General features: G+C 72.2%; 26 protein-coding genes. 7 read left to right on the top strand and 19 right to left on the bottom strand.

The window, feature by feature from the left end:
• Positions 1-57 precede the first annotated feature (57 nt).
• From ACZ4VK_RS14785 to ACZ4VK_RS14750, 8 genes are all read right to left on the bottom strand, one after another.
• Positions 58-1749, bottom strand: a complete 1692-nt coding sequence (locus ACZ4VK_RS14785; protein WP_468352227.1) for an acyclic terpene utilization AtuA family protein — start codon at positions 1747-1749, stop codon at positions 58-60.
• Positions 1749-2537 (bottom strand): TIGR03084 family metal-binding protein, encoded by a 789-nt coding sequence (locus ACZ4VK_RS14780; RefSeq protein WP_468352225.1) that lies wholly within the window; start codon positions 2535-2537, stop codon positions 1749-1751. Before ACZ4VK_RS14780 ends, ACZ4VK_RS14785 begins: the two co-directional genes overlap by 1 nt.
• Before the next feature lie 127 nt (positions 2538-2664).
• Complete coding sequence (locus ACZ4VK_RS14775) at positions 2665-2967, bottom strand: hypothetical protein (RefSeq protein ID WP_468352223.1); 303 nt, start codon at positions 2965-2967, stop codon at positions 2665-2667.
• Positions 2968-3032: 65 nt separating this feature from the next.
• Positions 3033-3215 (bottom strand): DUF1272 domain-containing protein, encoded by a 183-nt coding sequence (locus tag ACZ4VK_RS14770; protein WP_468352221.1) that lies wholly within the window; start codon positions 3213-3215, stop codon positions 3033-3035.
• Between the two features lie 206 nt (positions 3216-3421).
• Entirely contained in the window at positions 3422-3739 is a 318-nt protein-coding gene (locus tag ACZ4VK_RS14765; RefSeq protein WP_468352220.1) for a hypothetical protein, read from the bottom strand.
• Between the two features lie 241 nt (positions 3740-3980).
• A complete protein-coding gene (locus tag ACZ4VK_RS14760) occupies positions 3981-4142 on the bottom strand; it encodes a hypothetical protein (protein ID WP_468352218.1) in 162 nt (53 codons plus the stop codon).
• Positions 4143-4711: 569 nt separating this feature from the next.
• Positions 4712-5086, bottom strand: a complete 375-nt coding sequence (locus tag ACZ4VK_RS14755) for a VOC family protein (protein WP_468352216.1) — start codon at positions 5084-5086, stop codon at positions 4712-4714.
• 63 nt (positions 5087-5149) lie between these two features.
• Positions 5150-6076 (bottom strand): EamA family transporter, encoded by a 927-nt coding sequence (locus tag ACZ4VK_RS14750; RefSeq protein ID WP_468352214.1) that lies wholly within the window; start codon positions 6074-6076, stop codon positions 5150-5152.
• Between the two features lie 171 nt (positions 6077-6247).
• On the opposite strand from ACZ4VK_RS14750, the gene ACZ4VK_RS14745 reads away from it, so the two are divergent.
• The gene (locus ACZ4VK_RS14745) at positions 6248-7135 is read left to right on the top strand and encodes a LysR family transcriptional regulator (protein ID WP_468352212.1); all 888 of its coding nucleotides are present in this window, start codon (positions 6248-6250) and stop codon (positions 7133-7135) included.
• 18 nt (positions 7136-7153) lie between these two features.
• On the opposite strand, the gene ACZ4VK_RS14740 is transcribed toward ACZ4VK_RS14745, so the two are convergent.
• Positions 7154-7528, bottom strand: coding sequence for a nuclear transport factor 2 family protein (locus ACZ4VK_RS14740; protein WP_468352210.1), 375 nt, complete (start codon positions 7526-7528; stop codon positions 7154-7156).
• Between the two features lie 43 nt (positions 7529-7571).
• Positions 7572-10346 (bottom strand): FAD-binding and (Fe-S)-binding domain-containing protein, encoded by a 2775-nt coding sequence (locus tag ACZ4VK_RS14735; protein ID WP_468352208.1) that lies wholly within the window; start codon positions 10344-10346, stop codon positions 7572-7574.
• A gap of 51 nt (positions 10347-10397) precedes the next feature.
• On the opposite strand from ACZ4VK_RS14735, the gene serC reads away from it, so the two are divergent.
• The gene (gene serC, locus ACZ4VK_RS14730; RefSeq protein ID WP_468352206.1) at positions 10398-11516 is read left to right on the top strand and encodes a phosphoserine transaminase; all 1119 of its coding nucleotides are present in this window, start codon (positions 10398-10400) and stop codon (positions 11514-11516) included.
• Between the two features lie 82 nt (positions 11517-11598).
• Here the strand turns inward: serC and ACZ4VK_RS14725 are convergent, their stop codons facing one another.
• Both ACZ4VK_RS14725 and ACZ4VK_RS14720 read right to left on the bottom strand, forming a co-directional pair.
• The gene (locus ACZ4VK_RS14725; protein ID WP_468352204.1) at positions 11599-11964 is read right to left on the bottom strand and encodes a cupin domain-containing protein; all 366 of its coding nucleotides are present in this window, start codon (positions 11962-11964) and stop codon (positions 11599-11601) included.
• 111 nt (positions 11965-12075) lie between these two features.
• Complete coding sequence (locus ACZ4VK_RS14720) at positions 12076-13068, bottom strand: SdiA-regulated/phytase-like domain-containing protein (RefSeq protein ID WP_468352202.1); 993 nt, start codon at positions 13066-13068, stop codon at positions 12076-12078.
• A 197-nt stretch (positions 13069-13265) separates the two neighbouring features.
• On the opposite strand from ACZ4VK_RS14720, the gene ACZ4VK_RS14715 reads away from it, so the two are divergent.
• Both ACZ4VK_RS14715 and ACZ4VK_RS14710 read left to right on the top strand, forming a co-directional pair.
• Complete coding sequence (locus ACZ4VK_RS14715; protein ID WP_468352200.1) at positions 13266-14114, top strand: alpha/beta fold hydrolase; 849 nt, start codon at positions 13266-13268, stop codon at positions 14112-14114.
• An 85-nt stretch (positions 14115-14199) separates the two neighbouring features.
• Positions 14200-14904 (top strand): GDSL-type esterase/lipase family protein, encoded by a 705-nt coding sequence (locus tag ACZ4VK_RS14710; RefSeq protein WP_468352198.1) that lies wholly within the window; start codon positions 14200-14202, stop codon positions 14902-14904.
• Here ACZ4VK_RS14710 and ACZ4VK_RS14705 read toward each other — a convergent pair.
• Positions 14888-15301: a carboxymuconolactone decarboxylase family protein gene (locus ACZ4VK_RS14705; protein WP_468352196.1), complete on the bottom strand. Its 414-nt coding sequence runs from the start codon at positions 15299-15301 to the stop codon at positions 14888-14890. The two genes, ACZ4VK_RS14710 and ACZ4VK_RS14705, sit on opposite strands and share 17 nt — an antisense overlap.
• A gap of 47 nt (positions 15302-15348) precedes the next feature.
• Here ACZ4VK_RS14705 and ACZ4VK_RS14700 point away from each other — a divergent pair, with 47 nt between their 5' ends.
• A complete protein-coding gene (locus tag ACZ4VK_RS14700; protein ID WP_468352194.1) occupies positions 15349-15885 on the top strand; it encodes a MarR family winged helix-turn-helix transcriptional regulator in 537 nt (178 codons plus the stop codon).
• 63 nt (positions 15886-15948) lie between these two features.
• On the opposite strand, the gene ACZ4VK_RS14695 is transcribed toward ACZ4VK_RS14700, so the two are convergent.
• A complete protein-coding gene (locus ACZ4VK_RS14695; RefSeq protein ID WP_468352192.1) occupies positions 15949-16938 on the bottom strand; it encodes an aldo/keto reductase in 990 nt (329 codons plus the stop codon).
• Between the two features lie 241 nt (positions 16939-17179).
• Entirely contained in the window at positions 17180-17761 is a 582-nt protein-coding gene (gene thpR / locus ACZ4VK_RS14690) for an RNA 2',3'-cyclic phosphodiesterase (protein ID WP_468352190.1), read from the bottom strand.
• A gap of 33 nt (positions 17762-17794) precedes the next feature.
• Between thpR and ACZ4VK_RS14685 the strand changes: the two genes are divergently transcribed.
• Positions 17795-18301 (top strand): GNAT family N-acetyltransferase, encoded by a 507-nt coding sequence (locus tag ACZ4VK_RS14685; RefSeq protein WP_468352188.1) that lies wholly within the window; start codon positions 17795-17797, stop codon positions 18299-18301.
• A 203-nt stretch (positions 18302-18504) separates the two neighbouring features.
• On the opposite strand, the gene ACZ4VK_RS14680 is transcribed toward ACZ4VK_RS14685, so the two are convergent.
• From ACZ4VK_RS14680 to ACZ4VK_RS14670, 3 genes are all read right to left on the bottom strand, one after another.
• On the bottom strand, positions 18505-19935 hold the full coding sequence (locus tag ACZ4VK_RS14680) for a phage baseplate protein (RefSeq protein ID WP_468352186.1): 1431 nt from the start codon (positions 19933-19935) through the stop codon (positions 18505-18507).
• 317 nt (positions 19936-20252) lie between these two features.
• Entirely contained in the window at positions 20253-21590 is a 1338-nt protein-coding gene (locus ACZ4VK_RS14675) for an MFS transporter (RefSeq protein ID WP_468352184.1), read from the bottom strand.
• Between the two features lie 26 nt (positions 21591-21616).
• Positions 21617-22060, bottom strand: a complete 444-nt coding sequence (locus ACZ4VK_RS14670) for a MarR family winged helix-turn-helix transcriptional regulator (RefSeq protein ID WP_389681063.1) — start codon at positions 22058-22060, stop codon at positions 21617-21619.
• A gap of 201 nt (positions 22061-22261) precedes the next feature.
• On the opposite strand from ACZ4VK_RS14670, the gene ACZ4VK_RS14665 reads away from it, so the two are divergent.
• Positions 22262-22516: a hypothetical protein gene (locus ACZ4VK_RS14665; RefSeq protein ID WP_468352182.1), complete on the top strand. Its 255-nt coding sequence runs from the start codon at positions 22262-22264 to the stop codon at positions 22514-22516.
• On the opposite strand, the gene ACZ4VK_RS14660 is transcribed toward ACZ4VK_RS14665, so the two are convergent.
• Entirely contained in the window at positions 22486-23940 is a 1455-nt protein-coding gene (locus ACZ4VK_RS14660; RefSeq protein WP_468352180.1) for an NCS2 family permease, read from the bottom strand. The two genes, ACZ4VK_RS14665 and ACZ4VK_RS14660, sit on opposite strands and share 31 nt — an antisense overlap.
• Positions 23941-23958 lie beyond the last annotated feature (18 nt).

Genomic DNA, 23958 nt, shown 5'->3' with positions numbered 1-23958 from the left:
TGGGGTACGGGGGCGGTCACAGGAGCACGTCCGGTACGTGGTCGGGTACGGCGGCGGTCACAGCAGCCCCTCCGGTACGTCGATGTGGCGCGCGCGGAGCCACTCGCCGAGGGCCTTCGCCTGGGGGTCGAAGCGGGCCTGGGAGGCGACGCCCTCGCCGAGGATCCCGGCGACGGTGAAGTTGAGCGCGCGGAGCCGCGGGAGGACGTGCCGGGCGACGGTCAACCCGGCGGTCTCCGGGAGGAGTTCCCTCAGCCTGTCGACCGTGAGCGCATGGGCCAGCCAGCGCCACTCCTCGTCCGTCCGCACCCAGACGCCGACGTTGGCGTCGCCGCCCTTGTCGCCGCTGCGGGCGCCCGCGATCCGGCCGAGGGGCACGCGCCGGGCGGGCCCGTCGGGGAGCGGCTCGGGAAGGTCCGGTTCGGGTACGGGCGCCGGCTCCGACGTCCGGGGCGGTACGGGGATCTCCCTACGGGTTCCGTCCGGGAGCACGGCCGTGTGCGGGACCTCGGCGGCCGGTACGTACGCGGACTCGCAGACGCCGTAGGGGGCGCCCCTTCCGGGTGGGGCGGTGACGTGGAAGCCGGGGTAGCTCGCCAGGGCCAGTTCGATCGCCGCGCCGGTGAGTGCCCGGCCGACGGCCTCGGGGCCGGGGTCACGGACGACGAGCCGGAGGAGGGCGCTCGCGGTCTCCTCGGTGTCGGCGTCGGGCCGGTCGGTCCGGGCCAGCTCCCACCGGACCTCCGCCGGGCGGGACGTCGCGAGGGCGTCCTCGATCTGGTCCCGCACGAGCCGGGCCTTGGCCTCGATGTCGAGGCCCGTGAGGACGAACACCACCTCGTTGCGGAAGCCGCCGAGCCTGCTGATCCCGACCTTGAGCGTCCGGGGCGGTGCCTCACCGCGTACGCCGTCGATCCGGACCCGGTCGGGGCCCTCCTGGGTGAGCCGTACGGTGTCGAGCCGGGCGGTGACGTCGGGGCCGGGGTAGCGGGCGCCGGCCGTCTCGTACAGGAGCTGGGCCGTGACCGTACCGATGTCGACGAGGCCGCCGGTGCCGGGGTGTTTGGTGATGACGGCGCTGCCGTCCGCGTGGAGCTCGGCGACCGGGAAGCCGGGACGGCGGAGGACCTCCGGGTCGTGGTCACGGAAGAAGGCGTAGTTGCCGCCGGTGGCCTGGGTGCCGCACTCCAGGACGTGCCCGGCGACGACCGCGCCCGCCAGCCTGTCGTACTCCTCGGGGCCCCAGCCGAAGTGCCACTGCGCGGGCCCGGTGACGAGGGCGGCGTCGGTGACGCGGCCGGTGACGACGACGTCGGCGCCCGCGGTGAGGCAGGCGGCGATCCCGGCGCCGCCGAGATAGGCGTGGGCGGCGAGGGCGCCGTCCGTGGCGGGCAGCCGGTCGCCCTCGACGTACGCGATCCGGGTCGGCAGCCCGAGCTTCGCGGCGAGGGCGCGCAGGGCGTCGGCGAGCCCGGCGGGGTTGAGGCCGCCGGCGTTGGTGACGATCCGGATCCCGCGCTCGTGGGCGAGGCCGAGGCCCTCCTCCATCTGGCGCAGGAAGGTCTTCGCGTATCCGGCGGCCGGGTCCTTCAGCTGGTCGCGGGCGAGGATGAGCATGGTGAGTTCGGCGAGGTAGTCGCCGGTGAGGACGTCGAGTTCGCCGCCGGGCCCGCCGCCGGTGAGCATCTCGCGGACGGCGTCGAAGCGGTCGCCGTAGAAGCCGGAGGCGTTGCCGATACGGAGGACCATCAGGCCCCCTCGGGAGCGCGGCCCGGTCCCGCCGGGCCCGCGAAGGCCTGGGCGATGGTGAGCCAGTGCGTGGCGTCGGGTCCTTCGGCGACGAGGGCGGTGTCGTCGCGGTGGACCCGCTGGGTGACGAGAAGGCAGAAGTCGAGCGCGGGGCCCGTGACCTTCTGGGCGGCGCCCTCGGGCCCGTACGTCCACAGCTGCCCGTCCGGCGCGAGGAGTTCGACCCGGAAGGGTTCTACGGGCGCGGGGAGGCCCCGTACGAGGTAGGCGTAGTCGCGGGCGCGGTGGCCGATCCAGGCGACGTGCCGGAGGCGGGCGGTGGGCACGCGGACGACCCCGAGGGCGTCGGCGACGTCCTGGCCGTGCGCCCAGGTCTCCATGAGCCGGGCGGTGGCCATGGCGGGGGCGCTCATCGGCGGCCCATACCAGGGGAACCGGGCCCCGGCGGGCACCGCGCGCAGAGCCGCCTGGAGCCGTTCGCGGCCCTCGCGCCAGCGGGCGAGCAGCTCGGCGGGCGGCAGCTTCGCCCCCTCCTCCGCGCCCTCGTCGACGAAGCGCTCGGGGGCGGCGAGCGCCTTCTCGGTCTCGGCGGCGAAGGCCTCGGCGTCGGTGGCGGCGAGGAACGCGGCGCGGTCGGTCCAGGCGAGGTGCGCGATCTGGTGCGCGACGGTCCAGCCGGACGCGGGGGTGGGCGCCCCCCATCGCTCCTCGCTCAACTCGCCGACCAGCCGGTCGAGTTCGCCACTCTCGTCACGCAGGTCGTCGAGCACGGCGACGGGGTCGGACACGGTGCGCTCCCCTCGGGGGACGGGCGTTCACGGGCCTTCGCCGAGGAGCATGACAGCGACGCCAGAAACAATCAAGCGCGCTTGCTTTAGTTCTGGAGGCGGGTACGGGCCCGGAGAAGCCCCGGGCCTACCGCACGAGCGTCTCGAAACCCTCCGCGTCGCAGTAGGCCACCACCCGCGACTCGGCCGCCTCGTCCCCGGCCGTGACCGCGAGCGAGGTGTCGTCGATGATGTCGCCGCCGTCCCGGCCGAGCCCCTCCCGGTCGAGCACTCCGGCGGCGATGACCGCCGAGCGGCCCAGCACATCGACATCGGCGGCCCCGTCGGGGCCCGCGGCGTCCCTCGCCTTCTGCCAGAGCCCCACCTTGGTGCAGTAGTCCGACCGCCACGCCTCGGCCTGCTCGTCGTCGCGCGACGAGCAGCCGCTCACAGGACGGCGGCGACGGCCACCGCACCCACCACCGCGCGGCTCCCCTTCCGTACGACGCCCATCCCCTAGGCACCGACGCGACGCGGCCGGGGCACCAGCTCGCCGCCGCAGTTGGGACACACCGACGCCATGGCGTCGGCGCAAGCGACGCAGAAGCTGCACTCGTACGAACAGATCCGCGCGGGCCCGTCAGGCGTCAGGGCCGCCGTCTCGCAGCGCTCGCACCGGTCCCGCATCTCCAGAGCCACGGTCGGCCCCCTCTCTCGTACGCCCACGAACACCCCATGGTCCACGGACGCCCCGACCGCTCTCCACCGCCCCGGCGGCCAATGATCGACGGAATCGGGTCAGTGCCCCCTCGCCTCAGGGCTCGGGGGCGGGTTCGGGATCTCAGGTGCTCACGGGCTCAGGAGCTCGGGAACTCAGGGACTCAGGAACTCAGGAACTCAGGAACTCAGGAACTCAGGAACTTCACCGAGTAGAAGTGGTCAGGCGCCCACTGACCGGGCTCGAGAAACGTCACCACGTCACCGATACGGCAGTCCGTACCGTGGAACAGCGCGGCTGTTCGGTCGGTGTGGTTGGACAGCTCGTTGGCCTGGCCCGGCATGTTGTAGCAGTGATCGTCCTGAGGGTCGGGCTTGTGGTATCTCCACCCGTCCACGTGGTAGGTGAAGGATCCGCGCGCCGCCTGAGCGGTCGTCGAGAACCCGCCGCACAGGACGGCGGAGGCGGCGACGGCCGTGACCAACACCTTTCCGAGGTACTTCATGAGATCGCTCCTCCGGGTGGCACCTTCTGTTTCCGACGGAGGTCAGTGTGTCCGCCCCGGCCGCGCGAGCGGCACGGCTGTCACCCGAACGGTGAGGGGAGAAACGATCCCCCTTCACCCACCGGAGCTACCAGCCGCTCCGTAAACCCCGCCCCGTTTACGGCGGCCCCGCGCCACCGGACCGGGGCGGTGCCTGACATGGCGGAACGGATTCCCGGCCCTCGGGGCGAAGACTCCGGGACTACTGCTGCGCCCACCACGTCCCCACCGCCCCGGTGGCCGTGGTGACCAGGGCGACGAGCCATCCAGGGATACGCTGGACGGTCACGTGCAGCCCTCCGACACGGAGTTCGAACTGCGGGCGTTGCGTGCTCCTGTCCCCGCCGCGAGTCGTAGTCACCATTCACAGTCCTCTCACTGGGCTTCGAGCCGTTCGGTTCGCATGTCCTCCGGCTCCTGTCGCGCGCCGTTGCGGGAGAAAAGGACACAACGCCACGACGCGACGTGGGGTGTCCGGCCGGGATCAACGTTATGCAGGGATGAGAGACGACCGGGTCGGTACGGGCCAAGTCCGCGCCCTGCGCAGGGGGTTCGGGGACACCGTGACCTGGAACGACTCAGGCGTGGTGGTGCGCTTCGAGCTGATCCCGGAGGGCTTCGCCGCCCCACGGCGTATCGCGCTGATTACGGGCTCAGCCTATTCCCCCCTCCCCCCGCCGCGTCTGTATCCGTATGCGTACAAAGCAGGGGACGGAACTTTGACACTCTGGCCAGCGTCTCGACGCGGTGGGCTCACGGCAGGTGCGATTCGGCACGGAAGGAACGCGTCTGACCCGCGGTGGAAAGGGCGCCGCTGCCACGCGTCCGGCCGTTTCGGTGTGCAGGTAGTAGCGCTGGAGGCTGCGCAGGGTCAGGGGTACGTACACGCGCATGCACACGCGCTTCGCCCCAGCGCCTCGTGGGGCCTCTGCGTCAACCGACCAGGCAGAACGGGTGGCCGGCCGGGTCCGCGTACACGCGCCAGCTCCGCGTACCGCCCCCCTCGTCCAGGACGGTCGCGCCCCGCGCCAGGACCTGCTCATGGGCGGCGTCGAGATCCGCGACGCCGAAGTCGAGGTGGAACTGCTGGGGGCGTTCGGGGTCCGGCCACGCCGGCGGGCGGTGGTCGGCGACGCCCTGGAAGCAGAGGACGAGCCCGCCGGGCGTGTGCAGCGTGGACCAGGCCTCGTCGAGGGACCAGCGCCGGTCCGGCCGGTCGACCTCCCCGCCGAGTACGGCCTGATAGAACTCCGCGAGCTCGCGGGGCGCGGGACAGTCGATGACGACGCACTGCAGTTCAGCGATCATGCGCGGATCCTAGGGGGCCTTCCCCGCGGGGCGGTGCGGGCCCCAGGGGCGGCCGCACCTCCCCTACGGCGCGCCCCTGACCTGGCTGCGGACCGCGCCCATGCTGGCCGCTATGACGAGGGCGATGGCGAGGGCGTCGAGGGCGGACAGGGCCTGGCTGAGGACGAGGAAGCCGGCGGCTGCCGCGATGGCCGGTTCCAGGCTCATCAGGATCGCGAAGGTGGGGGCCGGCAGGCGGCGCAGGGCGAGGAGTTCCAGGGTGTACGGCAGGACCGAGGACATCAGCGCGACGGCGAGGCCGAGGCCGATCGTCGACGGTACGAGGAGCTTGTCGCCCGCCTCCACGATGCCGAACGGCAGGCTGAGGACGGCGCCGAAGGCCATCGCGAGCGCCAGCCCGTCCGCCTGCGGGAAGCGCCGGCCCGTACGCGCGCTGAACACGATGTACGTGGCCCACATCGCGCCCGCCGCGAGCGCGAAGGCCGCGCCGAGCGGGTCGAGGCGGTCGAAGCCGCCGCCGCCCAGGAGGACGACACCGCCGAGGGCGAGTCCGGCCCAGAGCAGGTTCATGAGCCGGCGGGACGCGATCACGGAGAGCATCAGCGGGCCGAGCACCTCCAGGGTGACGGCGGCGCCCAGCGGGATCCGGTCGGCGGCCTGGTAGAAGAGGATGTTCATGCCCGCCATGGCGGTGCCGAAGGCGACGACCGTCCCCCAGTCGGCGCGGCCGTAGCCGCGCACCTTGGGCCTGCAGACGATCAGGAGGACGGCCGCGGCGAGCACGAGCCGCAGGGTGACGACCCCGAGGGCGCCGGCGCGCGGCATGAGAAGGACGGCGACGGCGGAGCCGAACTGCACGGAGAGCCCGCCCGCGACGACGAGCGCCACGGGCCCGAACCGGTGACCGGCCCACCCCGGTGCGGGGGCGCCCGCCGACTCGGCACCGGCCACGGCCGCCGCCGGGGTCACCTCCTTGACCGGACTGTCCACCGATCTCTCCTCCGTACTCTCACGACTGTCACGCACTAAGTTCAGCCTACTGTACTCACAGTGCAGCACAATGCACTGCCGAATAACCGGACCCTTGACTTCCCTTCTCACGCTACGAGTCCCCGCGCGGCGCCGGAAATGCCGATTGCCCTGCGGTTATGCTCCCGACGCATGAGCATCGAGCTACGCCACCTCCGCTGCTTCCTCGCCATCGCCGAGGAATCCAGCCTCACCAGGGCGGCCGCCCGGCTCCACCTCACCCAGCCCGCCGTCTCCCGCACGCTCGCCTCCCTCGAACAGCACCTCGGCGCCCGGCTCGTCGACCGCTCCACCCACCACCTCGCCCTCACCGCCGAGGGCCGCGCCTTCCAGAGCCGGGCCGAGGCCGCCCTCGCCGCCTTCGACGCCGCCGTCGACCCGGCGCGGCTCCGCCACCGCCCCCTGCGCCTCGGGCACGCCTGGTCGGCCTTCGGCCCGTACACCACTCCCCTGCTCCGGCGCTGGCAGCACGCACACCCCGAGACCCCGCTCGAACTCCTCCGCATCGACGACCGCACCGCGGGCCTCACCCGGGGCGAGGTGGACGCGGCGCTGCTCAGGGGGCCGGTGGAGGCGCCGGGCCTGGTCACCGAGGAGCTCACCACGGAGGAACGGGTCGCGGCCGTCCCCTCCGACAGTCCGCTCGCCGACCGGACGCGGCTCACCCTCGACGACCTGGCCGGCGGAACCGTCGTCCTCAACACCGTCTCCGGTACGACCACCCTCACGCTCTGGCCGCCCGCCACCCGCCCGGCGGCCACCGTCACCGTCGCCAACACCGACGACTGGCTCACGGCCATCGCGGCGGGCCGGGGCGTCGGCGTCTCGTCCGCGTCCACCGCGGCCCTGCACCCGCACCCGGGCGTCACCTACCGCCCCCTGCCCGACGCGCCACCCCTGCCGGTGGTCCTGGCCTGGCGAGACGCGTTCCCGCACCCGGCGACCGGGGCGCTGGTGACGATGGCACGGGAGATCGTCACGGCATCCGGTGGAGAAGCCGGTCGAGGAGCCGGTGCTTGAGGACCAGGTTGCGCGGCCTCAGGCGTCGTCCGGCACCGGCGTGGCCTGGTGGTAGTACATGCGCCACCCGGAGTCGTCATCCGTCTTCCGCCAGATCGAGCTCCTCCGGGCCCGCCTGCCGTCGATCACGGTCTCGAACGTCAGGTGCACGATCCCCGGCGCCAAGACGGTGCCCGTCATCTCGGTGGGCACGTACTGCGGGCCGTCCTCGGCCGCGCCCTGCATGTCCGGCAGCGACGAGACCATCGACTGGCGGTCCCACCGACGCCCCGAGGCACCCACTTCCACGTACTCCGGATCCAGGAGTTGGTCCACCCGCGCCCTGGACGACCGCACGGCCGGGCTCATCAACTGCAACTCCCGCTCGATGGCCTCGGCCACACCGCTTTCCATGTCCACGTTCATTCGCGCATCCTGCCTCAGCCGACCTCGGCGTTCACGTCACTTCGCGGGGCCCCAGGCCGCTGTCCAGCGCCTCCGCCAGCACCTCCGCCAAGTGCCGGCCCCGGGCCTCCGTCAGGTGTCCGATCTGGGTTCGGCACGAGAAGCCGTCCGCCAGGACGGTCGTGTCCGGGGCGGCCGCTCGCAGGGCCGGGAGCAGCTGGTCCTCCGCGCAGGCCACCGACACCTCGTAGTGGCCCGGTTCGAAGCCGAAGTTGCCCGCAAGGCCGCAGCAGCCACCCGCGAGTTCGCCCGTGAGGCCCGCGCGTTCGCGGAGGCGGCGGTCCGCCGCGTCGCCCAGGACCGCGTGCTGGTGGCAGTGGGTCTGGCCGGTGACCGGGCGGTTCACGCGCGGCGGCTCCCACTCCGGCGCCAGGGTCTCGAGCGTCTCGGCGAAGGTGTGGACCGACGCCGCCAGGCGGGCCGCCCTCGGGTCGTCCGGCAGCAGTTCCGGCAGGTCGGTGCGGAGGGTCGCCGCGCACGACGGTTCCAGTACGACCACCGGTCCCGCAACCCCCTCCAGTACGTCAAGGGCCCGCCGCATGACCCTCCGTGCCGCCCCCAGCTGCCCCGTCGACACATACGTGAGCCCGCAGCAGACCCTGCCCTCCGGCAGCGTCACCCCCAGGCCCGCCTCCTCCAGGACGCGGACCGCCGCCCTGCCCACCTGCGGCGCCAGGTGGTCCGTGAAGGTGTCCGGCCACAGCGTCAGGTCCGGCGGGCGCATCGATCCCCGGTCGGCGAACCACGACGTGAAGGACCGTTCCGCCACGCGCGGCATCGTCCGCTCCGGCGTCACCCCCGCAAGGCGTGCCGCGAACGGCAGCCCCATCGCCGGGTTCAGCGCCCGCCCGAAGAGATCAAGCCAGCGCGGCAGCCGGCCCATCGTCCAGTGCGAGCGCGGCCTGCGCAGGAAACCCGCCGGTCCCGCGTAGTGCCGGTCGAGGAACTCCGCCTTGTACGCGGCCATGTCGACGCCCACCGGGCAGTCGCTGCGGCAGCCCTTGCAGGACAGGCACAGGTCGAGCGCCTCCCGGACCTCCTCCGAGCGCCAGCCGTCCGTGATGACCTCGCCGAGGGCCATCTCGTGCAGCAGCCGCGCCCTGCCACGCGTGGAGTGCTTCTCCTCCCCCGTCGCCCGGTAGGACGGGCACATCACTCCCGGCCCCGAACTCGGCCCGTCCACCCGGCACTTGGCGACCCCGACGCAGCGGGCCGCCGCCCGTCCCACGCCCACCAGCGGAAGGCCCGTGAACCGCAGCCCCTCGTCCAGCGGCTTCGGCCGCACGAGCATCCCCGGATTGAGGCCGCCGTCCGGGTCCCACACGTCCTTGACCGCGCCGAAGAGACCGACGAGCTCCTCCCCGTACATCTTCGGCAGGAGTTCGGCCCGCGCCTGCCCGTCGCCGTGCTCCCCGGAGAGCGAGCCGCCGTGGGAGACCACCAGGTCCGCCACCGCCTCCGAGAACGCGCGGAACTCCCGTACGCCCTTCCCCGTCCACAGGTCGAAGTCGATCCGGACGTGCACACAGCCGTCCCCGAAGTGCCCGTACGGGACACCCCGGAGACCGAAATCGGCCAACAGCCCACGGAACTCGCGGAGGTACGCGCCCAGCCGGACCGGCGGCACCGCGCAGTCCTCCCACCCCGGCCAGGCCTCCCGCCCGTCCGGCATCCGGGTGGCCGTCCCCGCCGCGTCCTCCCTGATCCGCCACAGCGCCCGCTGCCCCGCCGGATCCCTCACGACGGCCGCGTCGAGCGCGTCCGCCGCCCTCACCAGACGCCGGGCCGCCGCGTCCCCCTCGGCCTCGCAGAACAGCCAGGCCCCGCCCCTCGGCAGCCCTTCCGCACCCCGTACGAGATCGGCCGCCATGCCCTCCACCGTCAGCGGGCCGTACTCCAGGAGCCCCGCCGCCGCCTCGGCCGCCGCGCTCTCGTCGGCGTACCCGAGGACGACGAGCACCGGCTCCTCCGGCAGCGGGACGAGCCGCACCGTCGCCTCCGTCACGACCCCGAGCGTGCCCTCGCTGCCGCAGAACGAGCGGGCCACGTCGACACCCCGCTCGGGAAGCAGCGCGTCGAGCGCGTACCCCGAGATCCGGCGCGGGAGACCCTCCGGGTAGCCGGTCCTCAGCAGGGCCAGGTGGTCGCCGACGAGGTCCAGGAGTCCGGGCGGCGCGCCCCGCCCCTCCCGCCCGAGCGTCAACCTCGCGCCCCGGTAGCTCACCGTCTCCAGCGAGCGCACGTTGTCCGCCGTGGTCCCCCAGGCCACCGAGTGCGCCCCGCAGGCGTTGTTGCCGATCATGCCGCCGAGGGTGCAGCGGCTGTGCGTGGACGGGTCGGGGCCGAAGGTCAGCCCGTACGGCCGCGCCGCCGCCCTCAGCCGGTCGAGGACGAGCCCCGGCTGGACGACCGCCGTCCGTGCCTCCGGATCCAGGGAGACGAGGCCCGTCATGTGCCGTGTGAGGTCGAGCACGACCCCCGTCCCGGTGGCCTGGCCCCCGATGGACGTACCGCCGCCGCGCGCGACGACCGGCGTCCCGTGGGCCCGGCACACCTCGAGGACGGCGGCGACGTCGTCGGCGTCGCGCGGCGCGACCGTACCGACCGGGACCCGGCGGTAGTTGGAGGCGTCCATCGTGGCCAGGGCCCTGGCCGTGGTGGAGAAGTCGACGTCTCCCGCGACGGCGGCACGCAGGGCGGCGGCGAGGCCGGACGGGTGTTCCTCGTGTGTTCCCACAGGCCCAGGATGTCTCAGAGCTCGTCTCATCGGGCGGACATCCGGAGACCGGCCCCTTCCCGACCCGATACTCTCCGCCTCGTGGCTGATATCCAGATTCCCGCTGACATCAAGCCCGCCGACGGCCGTTTCGGCGCGGGCCCCTCCAAGGTGCGTACGGAGGCGCTGGACGCCCTGGCCGCCACCGGCACCTCTCTCCTCGGCACGTCCCACCGCCAGGCTCCCGTGAAGAACCTGGTCGGCGAGGTACGTACCGGCATCCGTGACCTCTTCTCGCTCCCCGAGGGCTACGAGGTGATCCTGGGCAACGGCGGCTCCACCGCCTTCTGGGACGTCGCGACCCACGGTCTCATCGAGAACAAGTCGCAGCACCTCACCTTCGGCGAGTTCTCCTCCAAGTTCGCGAAGGCCGCCAAGCTGGCCCCGTGGCTGGCGGAGCCGACCGTCATCTCCTCCGACCCGGGCACCCACCCGGAGCCGGTGGCCGAGGCGGGCGTCGACGTCTACGCGTACACCCACAACGAGACCTCCACCGGTGTCGCCGCCCCGATCAAGCGGGTCGCCGGCGGCGACGAGGGTGCGCTCGTCCTGGTCGACGCGACCTCCGGCGCGGGCGGCCTCCCGGTCGACATCACCGAGACGGACGTCTACTACTTCGCCCCGCAGAAGTCCTTCGCCGCCGAGGGCGGCCTGTGGCTCGCGGCCTTCTCCCCGGCCGCCCTGGAGCGGGCGAAGAAGATCCACGAGTCCGGCCGGCACGTCCCCGAGTTCTTCTCGCTGCCGACGGCGATCGACAACTCGCTCAAGAACCAGACGTACAACACCCCGGCGCTCTCGACCCTCTTCCTGCTCAACGAGCAGCTGAAGTGGATCAACGGCCAGGGCGGTCTCGACTGGGCCGTGGCCCGGACGAAGGAGTCCTCAGACGCGCTGTACGGCTGGGCCGAGGAGTCCAAGTACGCGTCGCCGTTCGTCACGGACGCGGCGAAGCGCTCCCAGGTCATCGGCACGATCGACTTCGCGGACGACATCGACGCGGCGGCCGTCGCGAAGGTGCTGCGCGCGAACGGCATCGTGGACACCGAGCCGTACCGCAAGCTGGGCCGCAACCAGCTGCGGATCGCGATGTTCCCGGCGATCGACCCGGCGGACGTGCGCGCCCTGACGGCCTGCGTCGACTACGTGATCGAGAAGCTGTAACCCACCCCTTTCTCGAACGAGGGCCCGCGCCGGACACGACCGACGCCGGGCCCTTCGTCGTGTCCGGCCACGGCTCAGCGGCTCAGCCCGACTGCGCCTTCACGTGGTCGATCACGGTCAGGAACTCGGCGGTCGGCGAGAACTCCACGAAGTCGACGTCCTCAAGGGCCTCGGGGGCGTGGCCGGGACCCCAGTAGTAGGCCTGTCCGGCCTCGTAGATCTCCTCGCCCGACGCGGTCCGCATCCTGATCCGGCCGTTCAGGACGTATCCCCAGTGGGGGCACTGGCACAGATCGCCTTCGAGGCCCTTCAGTGCCGGGGCCATGTCGGTGCCCTTCGGGAGGTGGACGAAGGCGACATTCATGTCGCCGCCGGCCTCCTGCGTACGGAAGTCCACACCGCCGCCTTCGATGGCGACGGGGGTGTCCTCGCGAGTGAATGCCGTCATGGCTCCTCCACGGCTCGTCCCCGGCCTGTCCGGTCAGGTGCGGTCTCCTTCCAGTCTCGACCCGGGGCCGCGCCCGGTCGACACGGGGACTGGGGAAGTGGCGGGGCGGTGTCAGTCTCTTCGCAGGAGGCGCTTGATGCCGAAGACCAGCACGAAGGCGCCCGCGAGGACCAGGAAGCCCACCGTGGCGCTTCCTCCCTCACCGTCGGCGGCCGGTGACTTCGGTGACTCGGGCGCGCCGCCCGGGGTGTCCGCCGGTCTGTCCGAGGGGCGCGGCGCGGTCTCCTGCCGGTCCACTCGGACGACTCCGCTGCTCGGGCCCTCCGAGCCGAACATGAACGCCGAGCCGTCCGTCGTGTACGTCACCGACTCCGCCTGCCCCTGGAAGGGCGCTCCGACGGAGGTGCCGTCGCCTTCCGTACGGCCGTCCTTCCACACGTACTCCCTGGCGCTGAAGTAGCCGCGCAGGACGAGCCTGCCGCCGTCCGGGGAGAAGGCGCCGTCGGTCACCCACGGCACCTCGCCGACGCGCCGGAACACGTTGGTCCCGGAGGAGGAGAGCCGCTCGGGGCCCGCGTACAGCCCGCCGCCGTCCTCGTTCTTGCTGGCGATGTACACCCGGCCGGTCTTCGGATGGACCATCAGGGCCTCGGCGTTGCGCGGCCCGTCGGCGTACTTCACGACGTACTGCTTCGCCGCCACCTTCTGGTCCTTCAGCGCCTTCGGCTCCGGGAAGCGGTAGATCCAGACGTGGTCCCAGGAGCCGTCGAGGTTGTCGCCGATGTCGCCGACGTAGATGTCGCCGTCCGGTCCGACCGCGATGGCCTCCATGTCCCGGGGTGTGCCGACGCCCTGCATGGTGAGCGTCGCGACCGTCTCGCCCGTACGGGAGTCGATGCCGTAGATCAGGGGCGCGTCCTGGTCGTTGTGCGTCCAGTAGATCCCGGGGTGGGCGCGGCTCGCGGCGAGACCGCTGGACTCGGTGACACGGGAGTCCTCGATCGTGAAGTCCTGGTCGGGGTCCTGCCCTTGGGCACGGGCATGACCGGCCGGGAGCAGCACGAGGGCCACCGCCACGCCGAGGGCACACAGAGCAGATCGCATGTCCCCCAGCCTGCCACGGTGCGGGGGCGGGAGACCGGTCCGCTGCCCCTGAAACCTCCCTGACCTGCGCGGGGGCCGGAGTCGGGGCCGGAGTCGGGGTCGGAGTCGGGGTCGGAGCCCGGGTCGGACTCGGAACGGGGTCAGGGCCGTGGGAAACCCGGTTGACCGGCGCGGGAGGCGCTGTCATGGTCGCGATCATGCCTACCTTCCCCGCTCCCGACGGCACCGTGCTCGCCTACCACGCGTTCGGTTCCGGCTCCGGAGAGCCGTTGATCTGCCTGCCCGGCGGTCCGCTCCAGGACTCCGTCTACCTCGGTGACCTCGGCGGCCTCGCGGTCCGCCGCCCGCTGATCCGGCTCGATCTGCGGGGCACGGGCGCGTCGGCGGTGCCGGACGACCCGGCCTCGTACCGCTGCGACCGGCTCGTCGAGGACGTGGAGGCGCTGCGCGTGCACCTCGGCCTCGACACCGTCGACCTCCTGGGCCACTCGGCGGGCGCGAACCTGGCCGCGCTCTACGTCACCCGGTACCCCGGGCGGGTCGGCCGGCTCGTGCTCGTCACCCCGGGCACGGCGGCCGTCGGGCTCGACACCGCCCCGGAGGAGCGGCTCGCGGCGGCGCGGCTGCGGCGGGACGAGCCGTGGTTCGGGCCCGCGTACGCGGCTCTGGAGGACGTCACGGCGGGGCGGGGCACGGCCGAGTCGTTCGGGGCGGTGGCTCCGTTCTTCCACGGGACCTGGGACGAGGCGGCGCGGGAGCGGCACGCGGCCGGGGAGGGGCAGCGGAACGGCGAGGGCGCGGGCGTCTTCGCGGGTGAGGGTGCCTTCGACACGGCGGCCACGCGCGCGGTGTTCGCGGAGTTCGCGCGTCCGGTGCTCGTGGTGGCCGGGGAGGGGGACGTGAACACGCCGGTCCCGACGGCCGCCGCGTACGCGAAGCTGTTCCCGCAGGCCGCCCTGGCCGTCCTGGACGGGGCGGGGCACTTCCCGTGGCACGACGACGCGGAGCGGTTCGCGAAGACGGTGGACTCGTTCCTGAACGGATAGTCCCGGAAGCCCGGGGCTGAGCGGTTGGTGGCCCGTGTCCCGGATCACGTCGCAGGTCCGAGACGGCGTCCGCGATGATATGACCATGCGTTTTCTGTTCGTCGGCGACAGCATGACCATCGGACGCGCCGGCGACTGGACCTGGCGGTACCGCATGTGGCGGCACCTGGAAGCGACGCTCCCCGGCGCGTACGAGATCGTCGGCCCCCGCACCCGGCTGTACGAGCCCGCCGCCGACGCCCCGGTCTCGGACGCCTACGCCGATCCCGGCTTCCCCGCCCCCGCCCGGCGCCATCTGGCCGGCTGGGGCGAGGGCTGGCTGCACATGGCGCCGGTCATCGGCGAAACGGTCACGGCGACCGGGGCGGACGTGCTCCTGATCTCCCTCGGCCTGATCGACCTCGGTTTCTACACCGACAGCGACCAGACGCACGCCAACGTCCGGGCGTTCGTCGCAGCGGCCCGCGCCGCGAACCCACGCGTGCGGGCCGTGCTCCTGCCGGTCATACCCAACGTCCGCGCCGGGTACGACGCCCCCTTCGCGGCCGAGTGCGCCCGCTTCAACGAGCTCCTCGCGAAGGCGGTCGCCGACCTGGACACGGCCGCGTCGCCGCTGCTCCTGGCGACGGTCCCGGAGTCGTACGACCTCGGCACCGACACCTACGACGGCACCCACCCGGGTCCCTCCGGCGAGCACAAGCTGGCCGCCGCGTTCGCCGACGCGATGCACCAGGCGTGGGGCCTGGGCGGCCCGTACGGACGCGCCCGGGAGCTCACGCGGCCCGCGTGAGGCGGTTCGCGAAGGTGGAGAGGGTGTAGGCGCCGATGCCGAGGACGACCTCCAGGGCGTTGCGGCGGGTGTAGCCGGCCTTCTCGAAGGCGGCCAGGTCCCCGTCGCTCACCGCACCCGAGGTGGCGAGCACCTGGAGGGCGAACGTCCGCACGGCGTCGAGCCGTTCGGGCTCGGGCGCCGGGCCGAGGGCGGCCATCTTGGCCTCGTGCATGTCGACGCAGAGGTGGCACTGGTTGCGCGTGGCGACGGTCAGGATCACCGTCTCGCGGGCGTGCGGGTCGAGAGTGGTGGACTCGAAGATCTGACTGAGCTTCAGGAAGCCGTCGAGGGTCTCGGGGGACTCCTTGAGGAGGGCGACGGCGTTGGCGGTGCGGGCGGACAGGTCCACGGACAAGGCGTCTCCGATGCGAGCGGGCCGGACGAGAGGATAGGATCGACAACATGGTTGACCATGCCGACAGGGAGAAAGTAAACCAGGTTGTCGATCAGGGCAAGGGGATAAGCGGACCAGCCGACGGGCCCGGGTACGAACTCCCCCTGCTCCTCTTCGGCGGCTTCCGCACCCTCATCGACCGGCTGCACACCCGCCTCGCCGCCGAGGGCCACCCCGACCTGCGCCCCGCGCACGGCTTCGCCATGCAGGCCATCGGCGCCCACGGCGCCACCGCCAGCGACATCGGGCGGCGCCTCGGCGTCTCCAAGCAGGCGGCGGGAAAGACCGTCGACCGGCTGCTCACCCTCGGGTACGCCGAGCGCGCCGACGACCCCGCCGACGCCCGCCGCAAACTCGTCCACCTCACCCCGCGCGGCTACGAGGCCCTCGCCCGCTCCGCCGCGATCTTCGACGAACTGCGGGCGGAGTGGGCGGCGACCCTCGGCGCGGACCGCGTACGGGACATCGAGGCGTCCCTGCGGAACGTCGTCCCCGCCGAGACGGCGTTCCGCCTGGACGCCACGAGCTGGCTGGGCGGCGCCTGAGAAGCGACCGACTCCTGAGGAGCGACCGGCCCTTGAGGCGCGACCGCCCCTCAGGAGCGACCACTACCAGGCGAAGGCCTCCGGGGAAGGCCCCGGGCCCGGGAAGATCTCGTCGAGGCCGGACAGGAGCTCCTCGCTCAGCTCAAGCTCCAGCGCACGCAGCGCACTCGTCAGCTGCTCGGGCGTCCGGGGGCCGACGATCGGGCCCGTCACGCCCGGGCGGGTGAGCAGCCAGGCGAGAGCCGTCTCCCCCGGTTCGAGACCGTGCTTGTCGAGCAGGTCCTCGTACGCCTGGAACTGCGCCCGCGCCGCCGGGTCGGCGAGCGTGGCCGCCGCGCGTCCCTCCGTACGCCGCTTGCCCTCGGTCTCCTTCCTCAGGACACCGCCGAGCAGGCCGCCGTGGAGCGGCGACCAGGGGATGACCCCGAGGCCGTACTCCTGCGCGGCCGGGATCACCTCCATCTCCGCGCGCCGCTCGAACAGGTTGTAGAGGCACTGCTCGCTGACGAGGCCGACCGAGCCGCGCCGGGCGGCGGTCTCGTTGGCCTGGGCGATCTTGTAGCCGGGGAAGTTGGAGGAACCGGCGTAGAGGATCTTGCCCTGCCGGATCAGGACGTCGACCGCCTGCCAGATCTCGTCGAAGGGGGTCGAGCGGTCGATGTGGTGGAACTGGTAGAGGTCGATGTAGTCGGTGCCGAGGCGCTTGAGGCTGTCCTCGACCGCCCGGCGGATGTTCAGCGCCGACAGCTTGTCGTGGTTGGGCCAGGCCTCGCCGTCGGCGCCCATGTTCCCGTAGACCTTGGTGGCGATGACGGTCCTGTCGCGGCGGCCGTCGCCCTTCGCGAACCAGGAACCGATGATCTCCTCGGTCCGGCCCTTGTTCTCACCCCAGCCGTAGACGTTGGCGGTGTCGAAGAAGTTGAGCCCCACGTCCAGCGCCGTGTCCATGATGGCGTGGCTGGTGGCTTCGTCCGTCTGGGGACCGAAGTTCATCGTCCCGAGGACGAGTCGGCTGACTTTGAGTCCGGTGCGTCCGAGCTGCGTGTACTCCATGGGCGTCAAGCCAACTGCTTCGAGTGCGCTCGAAGCAAGGGGGTTCCCACGAGGTGGCGGACGAGGGCCGGCCGCGGCGTACGGCGGCCCGCGAGCGCCCGCTGAGGCGTCCGGCGGCTACAGGCCGGCCACGGATGCCACCGCGATGATCGCGAACATCAGTACGAGCACGCCGGCCATGATTCGGTTACGGGTCTTCGGATCCACCCTTCGAGGTTACCCGGCCGCCCCGACGGGCCCTTCACCCCGTCCCGTCCGCTCCCTCCAGCGGCCAGCCGTCGACCTTCTCGTACCTCGGCTGCTCGCCCGGCACCCCGCTCACCGGCAGGTTCGACCGGACCAGGGCCAGCTCGCCCACCTGCCACCGCGTGCCCTCGAAGCCGCCGAGCACGTCGAGGAAGGGGTGGAGGTCCACCACGCCCGTCCGGGCCCTGGCGACCGTCACGTGCGCCTGGTAACGGCGGTGCTCCTCCATCGGGACCCCGGCCCGGCGCGCGGCGGCGTCCGCGCGTTCGGCGAGCAGCCGCAGCTCGTCCAGGCCCCCGGCCGCCCCGGTCCACAGCGCGCGCCGCCCGAAGTGGCCGCCGCCGTGCAGCCGCAGCGGGAACGGCGGGGTGCGGTGCGCGGCCCTGGCGAGCCGTACGCGCAGCTCCGGCAGCAGCTCCTCGTCGACCTCGCCCATGAAGGCGAGCGTGAGATGCCACCCGGGCCGCGAGGTCCAGCGGAGCCCCTCGGCCCCGGGCAGCCGGTGCAGACGGTCGACGACGTCTCCGAGCTCGTCGAGCCTGCTGGGCGGCGGCAGGACGCCGGCGAAAAGCCTCATGAGGCGAGTGTGGCAGCGGTTAGCCTCGCGGGCATGAAGATCAGCATCAGGAAGGGCCGGGCGGAGGACCTCCCCGCGATACTCGGCGTCTTGGACAGTGCCGTGGTCTGGCTCAACGGCAAGGGGATCACCGCCCAGTGGGGCACGGAGCCGTTCTCGGCGCGCCCCAAGGCGGTGCGGCAGGTCGAGGACACCATGGGCGCGGGCGATCCGTGGATCGCCGAGATCGACGGCGTACCGGCGGGGACGATGACGCTGACGCCGTTCCCAGGGCAGTACGTCGAGCCGGCGGGCGAGCCGGAGGTGTACGTACGGCTCCTCGCGACGGACGTGCGGTTCCACGGGCACGGGGTGGGGGCGGCGCTCCTGGAGCACGCGGCGGCGGAGACGCGGCGGCAGGGGGTGTCACTGCTGCGTGTCGACTGCTTCGCGGGCAGCGAGGGCCGCCTGATCACGTACTACGAGAACCAGGGCTTCACCCGGACGGAGACCTTCGCGGTGGGCGAGTGGGAGGGCCAGGTCCTGGAGCGGCGGGTCTGACGGGTCCGCGACCCGGCCGCGTGCCCACGGAGCAGCGGCTGGGCACGCGGCCGGGCTGGGCACACGGCCGGCTCGGCGGGCGAACCGGCTGCCCACGCGGACAGCCGGTCACACCGCCAGCCGGTCACACGGCCAGCGGGTCACGCGGTCACGCGGACAGCCGGTCGCCGGTCATCCGGTCCCGCGATCATCCGGTCCCGCGATCAGCTGGTGAAGTACCCCGCGTGCAGCCCGATCCAGCCGACGATCCCGCGCTCATCGAAGACGCGCAGCGCCCCGTCGGAGGAGACCTCCCAGCGGACGGTGAAGGGACCGGTGACAGTGCCGGCGCCGGTCGTCTGGCCCACCATGCCCTGGCTGCGGTTGGGGCGGAGGTGCGGCGGGAGGATCAGGATCGTGTCGCCACTGGTCCACGCCTTGCCGTCGACGCGGCTCACCCGGAGGTGGAGGTCGACGCGGTTGCCCGTCTGGCGGTACTGCGGGAGGTAGGTGCCGGAGGCGGCGTAGAGGGTCTTGTCCCACTCCAGGGACGTCCACGGGACGTGGTCGCCGGTGCCGTCGGTGGTGCCGGTGATGCCGTAAAGGGCCATGTGTCGGGTTTCCTGGGTGGCGAAGCCGAACACGAGCTGCGGCCCGTCGGGCGTTCGGCGGACGGTGATGGCTTCGGTCTCGCGGTGGACCAGGTGGAGAGCGGTGGCGTTGAAGGTCCGCTCGATCACGTGGCCGGCGGTGACGTCGTAGACGTTCCACCAGGAGTTGCCCGGGCTGGGGTTGGTGGCGCTGTAGGCGCTGCCCTCGTTCTGGTAGACGAGGTTCCCGTACAGGCACCAGGACTGGGTGCGGTACTTCGCCGGGAAGCTGCGCTGCGGGGTGAACTCGCGGCGCTTGAAGGCCGCGAAGTCGTAGACGCGGTACTCCGCGACGCCGGACGACACGTGGTGCACCGCGATGCGGCCGTGGTCGACGTCCAGTGACGGGGTGATCCGGGTGGCCCCGGGGACGGGGTCGAACACCTCGACGAGCCCGCTCCCGGCGTCGACGATGGCGTCGGGCGTGAACGCGACCCGGCCGATGTGCTTGCCGTAGGCGAATTCGTCGGTGTCGGGGTTCCCGTCGCTGGTGACGGGGTCCGCGTCGGTCTCCAGCCAGAGCCAGGGCGTGCCGTCGACGTGCTCGACGCCGAGTCCGCCGCCGTGGCCGAAGCCCCTCAGGTACATGACGGCGAGGACGGTGCCGTCGGGCGCGAGCTGGTTGACGCAGAGGTGGCCCAGGCGGTTGCGGTCCTCGCCGGGCACACGAGCGGGCTCGTCCTTGAGCTGGCGGTTGCCGCTGATGAGCTGTACGGCGTAGGCCAGGCCGGTCACCGGATCGAAGGCGACCTGCTGGTGCACCCTGGTCTGGGCGAGGAGGAGCTCCTTGCCGTACAGGTCGACGGGCTCGGCCTTCAGGTCGAACCTGTGCCCCGGGGGCAGGCTGCCGGGCGGCAGGCTCCCGGCGACGGCCGCCGACGCGGACGCGGTGTGGGTGCCGGCCGCGGGCGCGGCCGCATGGGCGGCGCCGACGGGGGCGAGGGCCGGGGCGAGGGCCGGGGTGGCGGCCATCGCGGTCAGGAGGGTACGGCGGCTCAGCGGCATGACGGAACGGCTCCGATCCGTCGCTGCGGCGGTGCGGTGGCGGCCGCCGGAGCCTTCGACGAGCCGGGGCCTCGGCGGCGGCTCGGTATGTGGGCGGAACGTAGGGACATGGGCGTGTAAGCCCCCCTTTCAAGATCACTCACCTGCACGGTGCCGCGATCTTCGCACACGTGAGCGAGGGATCAAGGGAGTGATGCGGGGGGCTGGCGGGTGGCCGGAGCGGAGGCAGAAACTCCACTCCCGCCCTGGTGAGGCGGAGCCAGAGCCTCCACCTCTCCGGGGCGGGGCGGGCAGAACCCACGCCCCGCCCCCGGGAGTCAGGCCGCCGTCGCCAGCCGCTCGCGCGCCACGAACCGCACCTGCGGGTGCCCGTGGTGCCAGGTCCAGGCGACCCTGAGGCCGCCGACCCTGGCCAGGACCAGGCCCACGAGGACCGCCGCCGCCAGCGAGATCGCGCCGCCCGTGGCGAAGCCGACACGGGCGCCGTACGTGTCGGTGATCCAGCCGAGGAGCGGCGCGCCGATCGGGGTGCCGCCGGCGAAGACCATCATGTAGAGGCTCATCACCCGGCCCCGCATGGCCGGGTCCGTCGCCATCTGGACGGCGGAGTTCGCGGTGATGTTCACCGTGAGGCCGATCATGCCGATCGGCACGAGCAGTACGGCGAACAGCCAGAACGTGGGCGACAGGGCCGCCGCGATCTCCAGGACGCCGAAGACGCCGGCCGCGAGGACCAGCATCCGCAGCCGGGTCGAGCCCCGCCGGGCCGCCGCGAGGGCGCCCACGAGGGAGCCGGCCGCCATCAGGGTGTTGAGGAAGCCGTACATGCCGGCGCCGACGTGGAAGACGTCACCGGAGAAGGCCGTGAGCCAGATCGGGAAGTTGAACCCGAACGTGCCGACGAAGCCGACGAGGACGATCGGCCAGATCAGGTCCGGCCGCCCGGCCACGTACCGCAGTCCCTCCCGCAGCTGGCCCTTGCCGCGCGGCGCGCGCTCCACCTTGTGGAGTTCGCTCGTCCGCATGAGCAGGAGGCTGACGAGGGGCGCGAGGAAGGACAGGCCGTTGAGGAGGAAGGCCCAGCCGCTGCCGACCCCGGCGATGAGGACACCGGCGACCGCGGGGCCGACGAGCCGCGCGGACTGGAAGTTCGCGGAGTTGAGCGAGACGGCGTTGCGGAGCTGCTTCGGGCCGACCATCTCGGAGACGTACGCCTGCCGGGCCGGGTTGTCGACGACCGTCACCATGCCGAGGAGGAAGGCGATCAGGTAGACGTGCCAGACCTGGACGTGCCCGGAGAGGGTGAGGACGGCGAGTGCGAGGCCGCAGAGGCCGAGGGCGGCCTGGCTGAAGAGCAGCAGGCGCCGCTTCGGGTAGCGGTCGGCGATGACACCGCCGTACAGGCCGAAGAGCAGCATCGGCAGGAACTGCAGGGCCGTGGTGATGCCGACGGCGGCGGCCGAGCCGGTGAGGCTCAGGACCAGCCAGTCCTGGGTGATGCGGGCCATCCACGTACCGGTATTGGAGACGATCGCTCCGGTGAAGAACAGCCGGTAGTTGCGGATACGGAGCGAGGAGAAGGTTTCCCCCCGCCCGCGGGTCTTGAGGGTGGGTTTGTGGACGGGTGCGGAGTCTGCTCCGGGTCCCGTACTCAAAGTGCGTCGCCTCCTTGGCGCGTGGATTACAGGTGGGCGAGCTTCTCCAGGACCGGGGCGGCGGCGCGCAGCTTGGCCCATTCGTCCTCGTCCAGGCCTTCGGCGAGGGTGGCCAGCCAGGCGTTCCGCTTGCGGCGGGACTCTTCGAGCATGGCCTCGGCCCGCTCGGTCTGGCTGACGACCTTCTGCCGTCGGTCGTCGGGGTGCGGCTCGAGCCGGACCAGTCCCTTGGCTTCGAGCAGCGCGACGATGCGGGTCATCGACGGCGGCTGGACGTGCTCCTTGCGGGCCAGCTCGCCGGGGGTGGCGGAGCCGCAGAGCGCGAGGGTGCCGAGCACCGACATCTCGGTGGGGCTCAGCGACTCGTCGACGCGCTGGTGCTTGAGGCGTCGGCCGAGTCGCATGACGGAGGAGCGGAGCGCGTTCACGGCCGCGTCGTCGTCGGCGGTGCCGTGGGACAGGTCAGGCATGTTTGTTAGCCTAACTCATTACTCTCGCTAAATACCAACGGGAACGCGCCGACGTCACGCGGATCACACCCGTATCCGGCCCCGCAGGTGGCAGCACAGCGCAGGCCAGATCACACTCCGGCATCCATGTATCACCCAAACGAGTGAGTCCGATCCAGAAAGTGACGCAAAGATGCCCCGGCTGCCCCGACCCTGAACGGCATGGGATCGACAGTGCTCAGCCTGCGCATCGACGGTGAGCTGCTCGACCGGCTCAGAAGCCACGCCGCGAAAAGAGGAATGAGCGTCCAGGACTATGTCGTCCGGACGCTCATTCGGGAGGATTTCGACGAGCGGTTCCAGACCGCCGTCGACGAGACGGAGAAGTTCTACGCGGAGGAAGGGGAGGACGGCGCGGACGGCCCGGGGGCCGCCGCGCCCCCCGATCACGTGAGGCCGAGCGCCGGCATCGCGTAGTAGAAGACGAAGACCGCCGACACGGCGTACATGGCCACCGGCACCTCACGGCCCCGGCCGGCCGCGAGGCGCAGCACGCTGAACGCGATGAAGCCGATGCCGATGCCGTTCGTGATCGAGTACGTGAACGGCATCATCACCATGGCGAGGAACGCCGGCACCGCGATGGTGAAGTCGCTCCAGTCGATGTCCTTGACCGAACCGGCCAGGATCAGGAAGCCGACCGCGAGCAGCGCGGGCGTCGCCGCCTGGGACGGGACCATCGTGGCCAGCGGCGTGAGGAACAGCGCCACCGAGAACAGACCGCCGGTGACCACCGACGCGAGACCCGTACGGGCACCCTCGCCGACGCCCGCCGTGGACTCCACGAAGCAGGTGGTGGCCGAGGAGGAGGTCGCGCCGCCGGAGGCGACGGCCAGGCCGTCCACGAGGAGGACCTTGTTGATGCCGGGGAAGTTGCCGTCCCTGTCGATCAGCTTGGCCTCGTCGCCGACGCCGAGGATCGTGCCCATGGCGTCGAAGAAGCAGGACAGCAGCACGGTGAAGACGAAGAGGACGCCGGTCAGGTAGCCGACCTTCTCGAAGCCGCCGAAGAGGCTGACCTCGCCGACGAGGCCGAAGTCGGGCGAGGCGACGGGGTTGCCCGGCCACTCGGGGGTCGTGAGGCCCCAGGAGGGAACGGTCGCGACCGCGTTGATCACCATCGCCACGATCGTCATGACGACGATCGAGATGAGGATCGCGCCCGGCACCTTGCGGATGATCAGGGCGAGGGTGAGGAGCGTGCCCAGGACGAAGACCAGGACCGGCCAGCCGGTGAGGTGACCGTCGCCGCCGAGCTGGAGCGGGACGGTGGTGTGCGCGGCGTCGGGGATGCGGGAGACGAAGCCCGAGTCGACGAGGCCGATCAGCATGATGAAGAGGCCGATGCCGATCGCGATGCCCTTGCGGAGGCCGACCGGGACCGCGTTCATCACGCGCTCGCGCAGACCAGTCGCGACGAGCAGCATGACGACGACACCGGCGAGGACGACCATGCCCATCGCGTCGGCCCAGGACATCTGCGGCGCGAGCTGGAGCGCGACGACCGTGTTGACGCCGAGGCCGGCGGCGAGGGCGATCGGGACGTTGCCGATGACGCCCATGAGGAGCGTCGAGAACGCCGCCGTGAGGACGGTGGCGGTGACGAGCTGGCCGCCGTCGAGCTGGTGCCCGTACATGTCCTTGGCGCTGCCGAGGATGATCGGGTTCAGCACGATGATGTAGGCCATCGCGAAGAAGGTGGCGAAGCCGCCGCGGACCTCGCGGGCGACGGTCGAGCCGCGCTCGGAGATCTTGAAGTAGCGGTCGAGACCGGAGACGGGGCCTTCGGGGCCCTGGGGTCCCTCGGGAGATGTGGCCTTGGCGGTGGCCGTGGTGCTCATGGGGGTGGGTTCCTCTTC

It is taken from the genome of Streptomyces sp. NPDC028711 (assembly GCF_055565415.1).
Note: the sequence above shows the minus strand (reverse complement) of the source record. Positions and strands in the feature narration are given on the sequence as shown.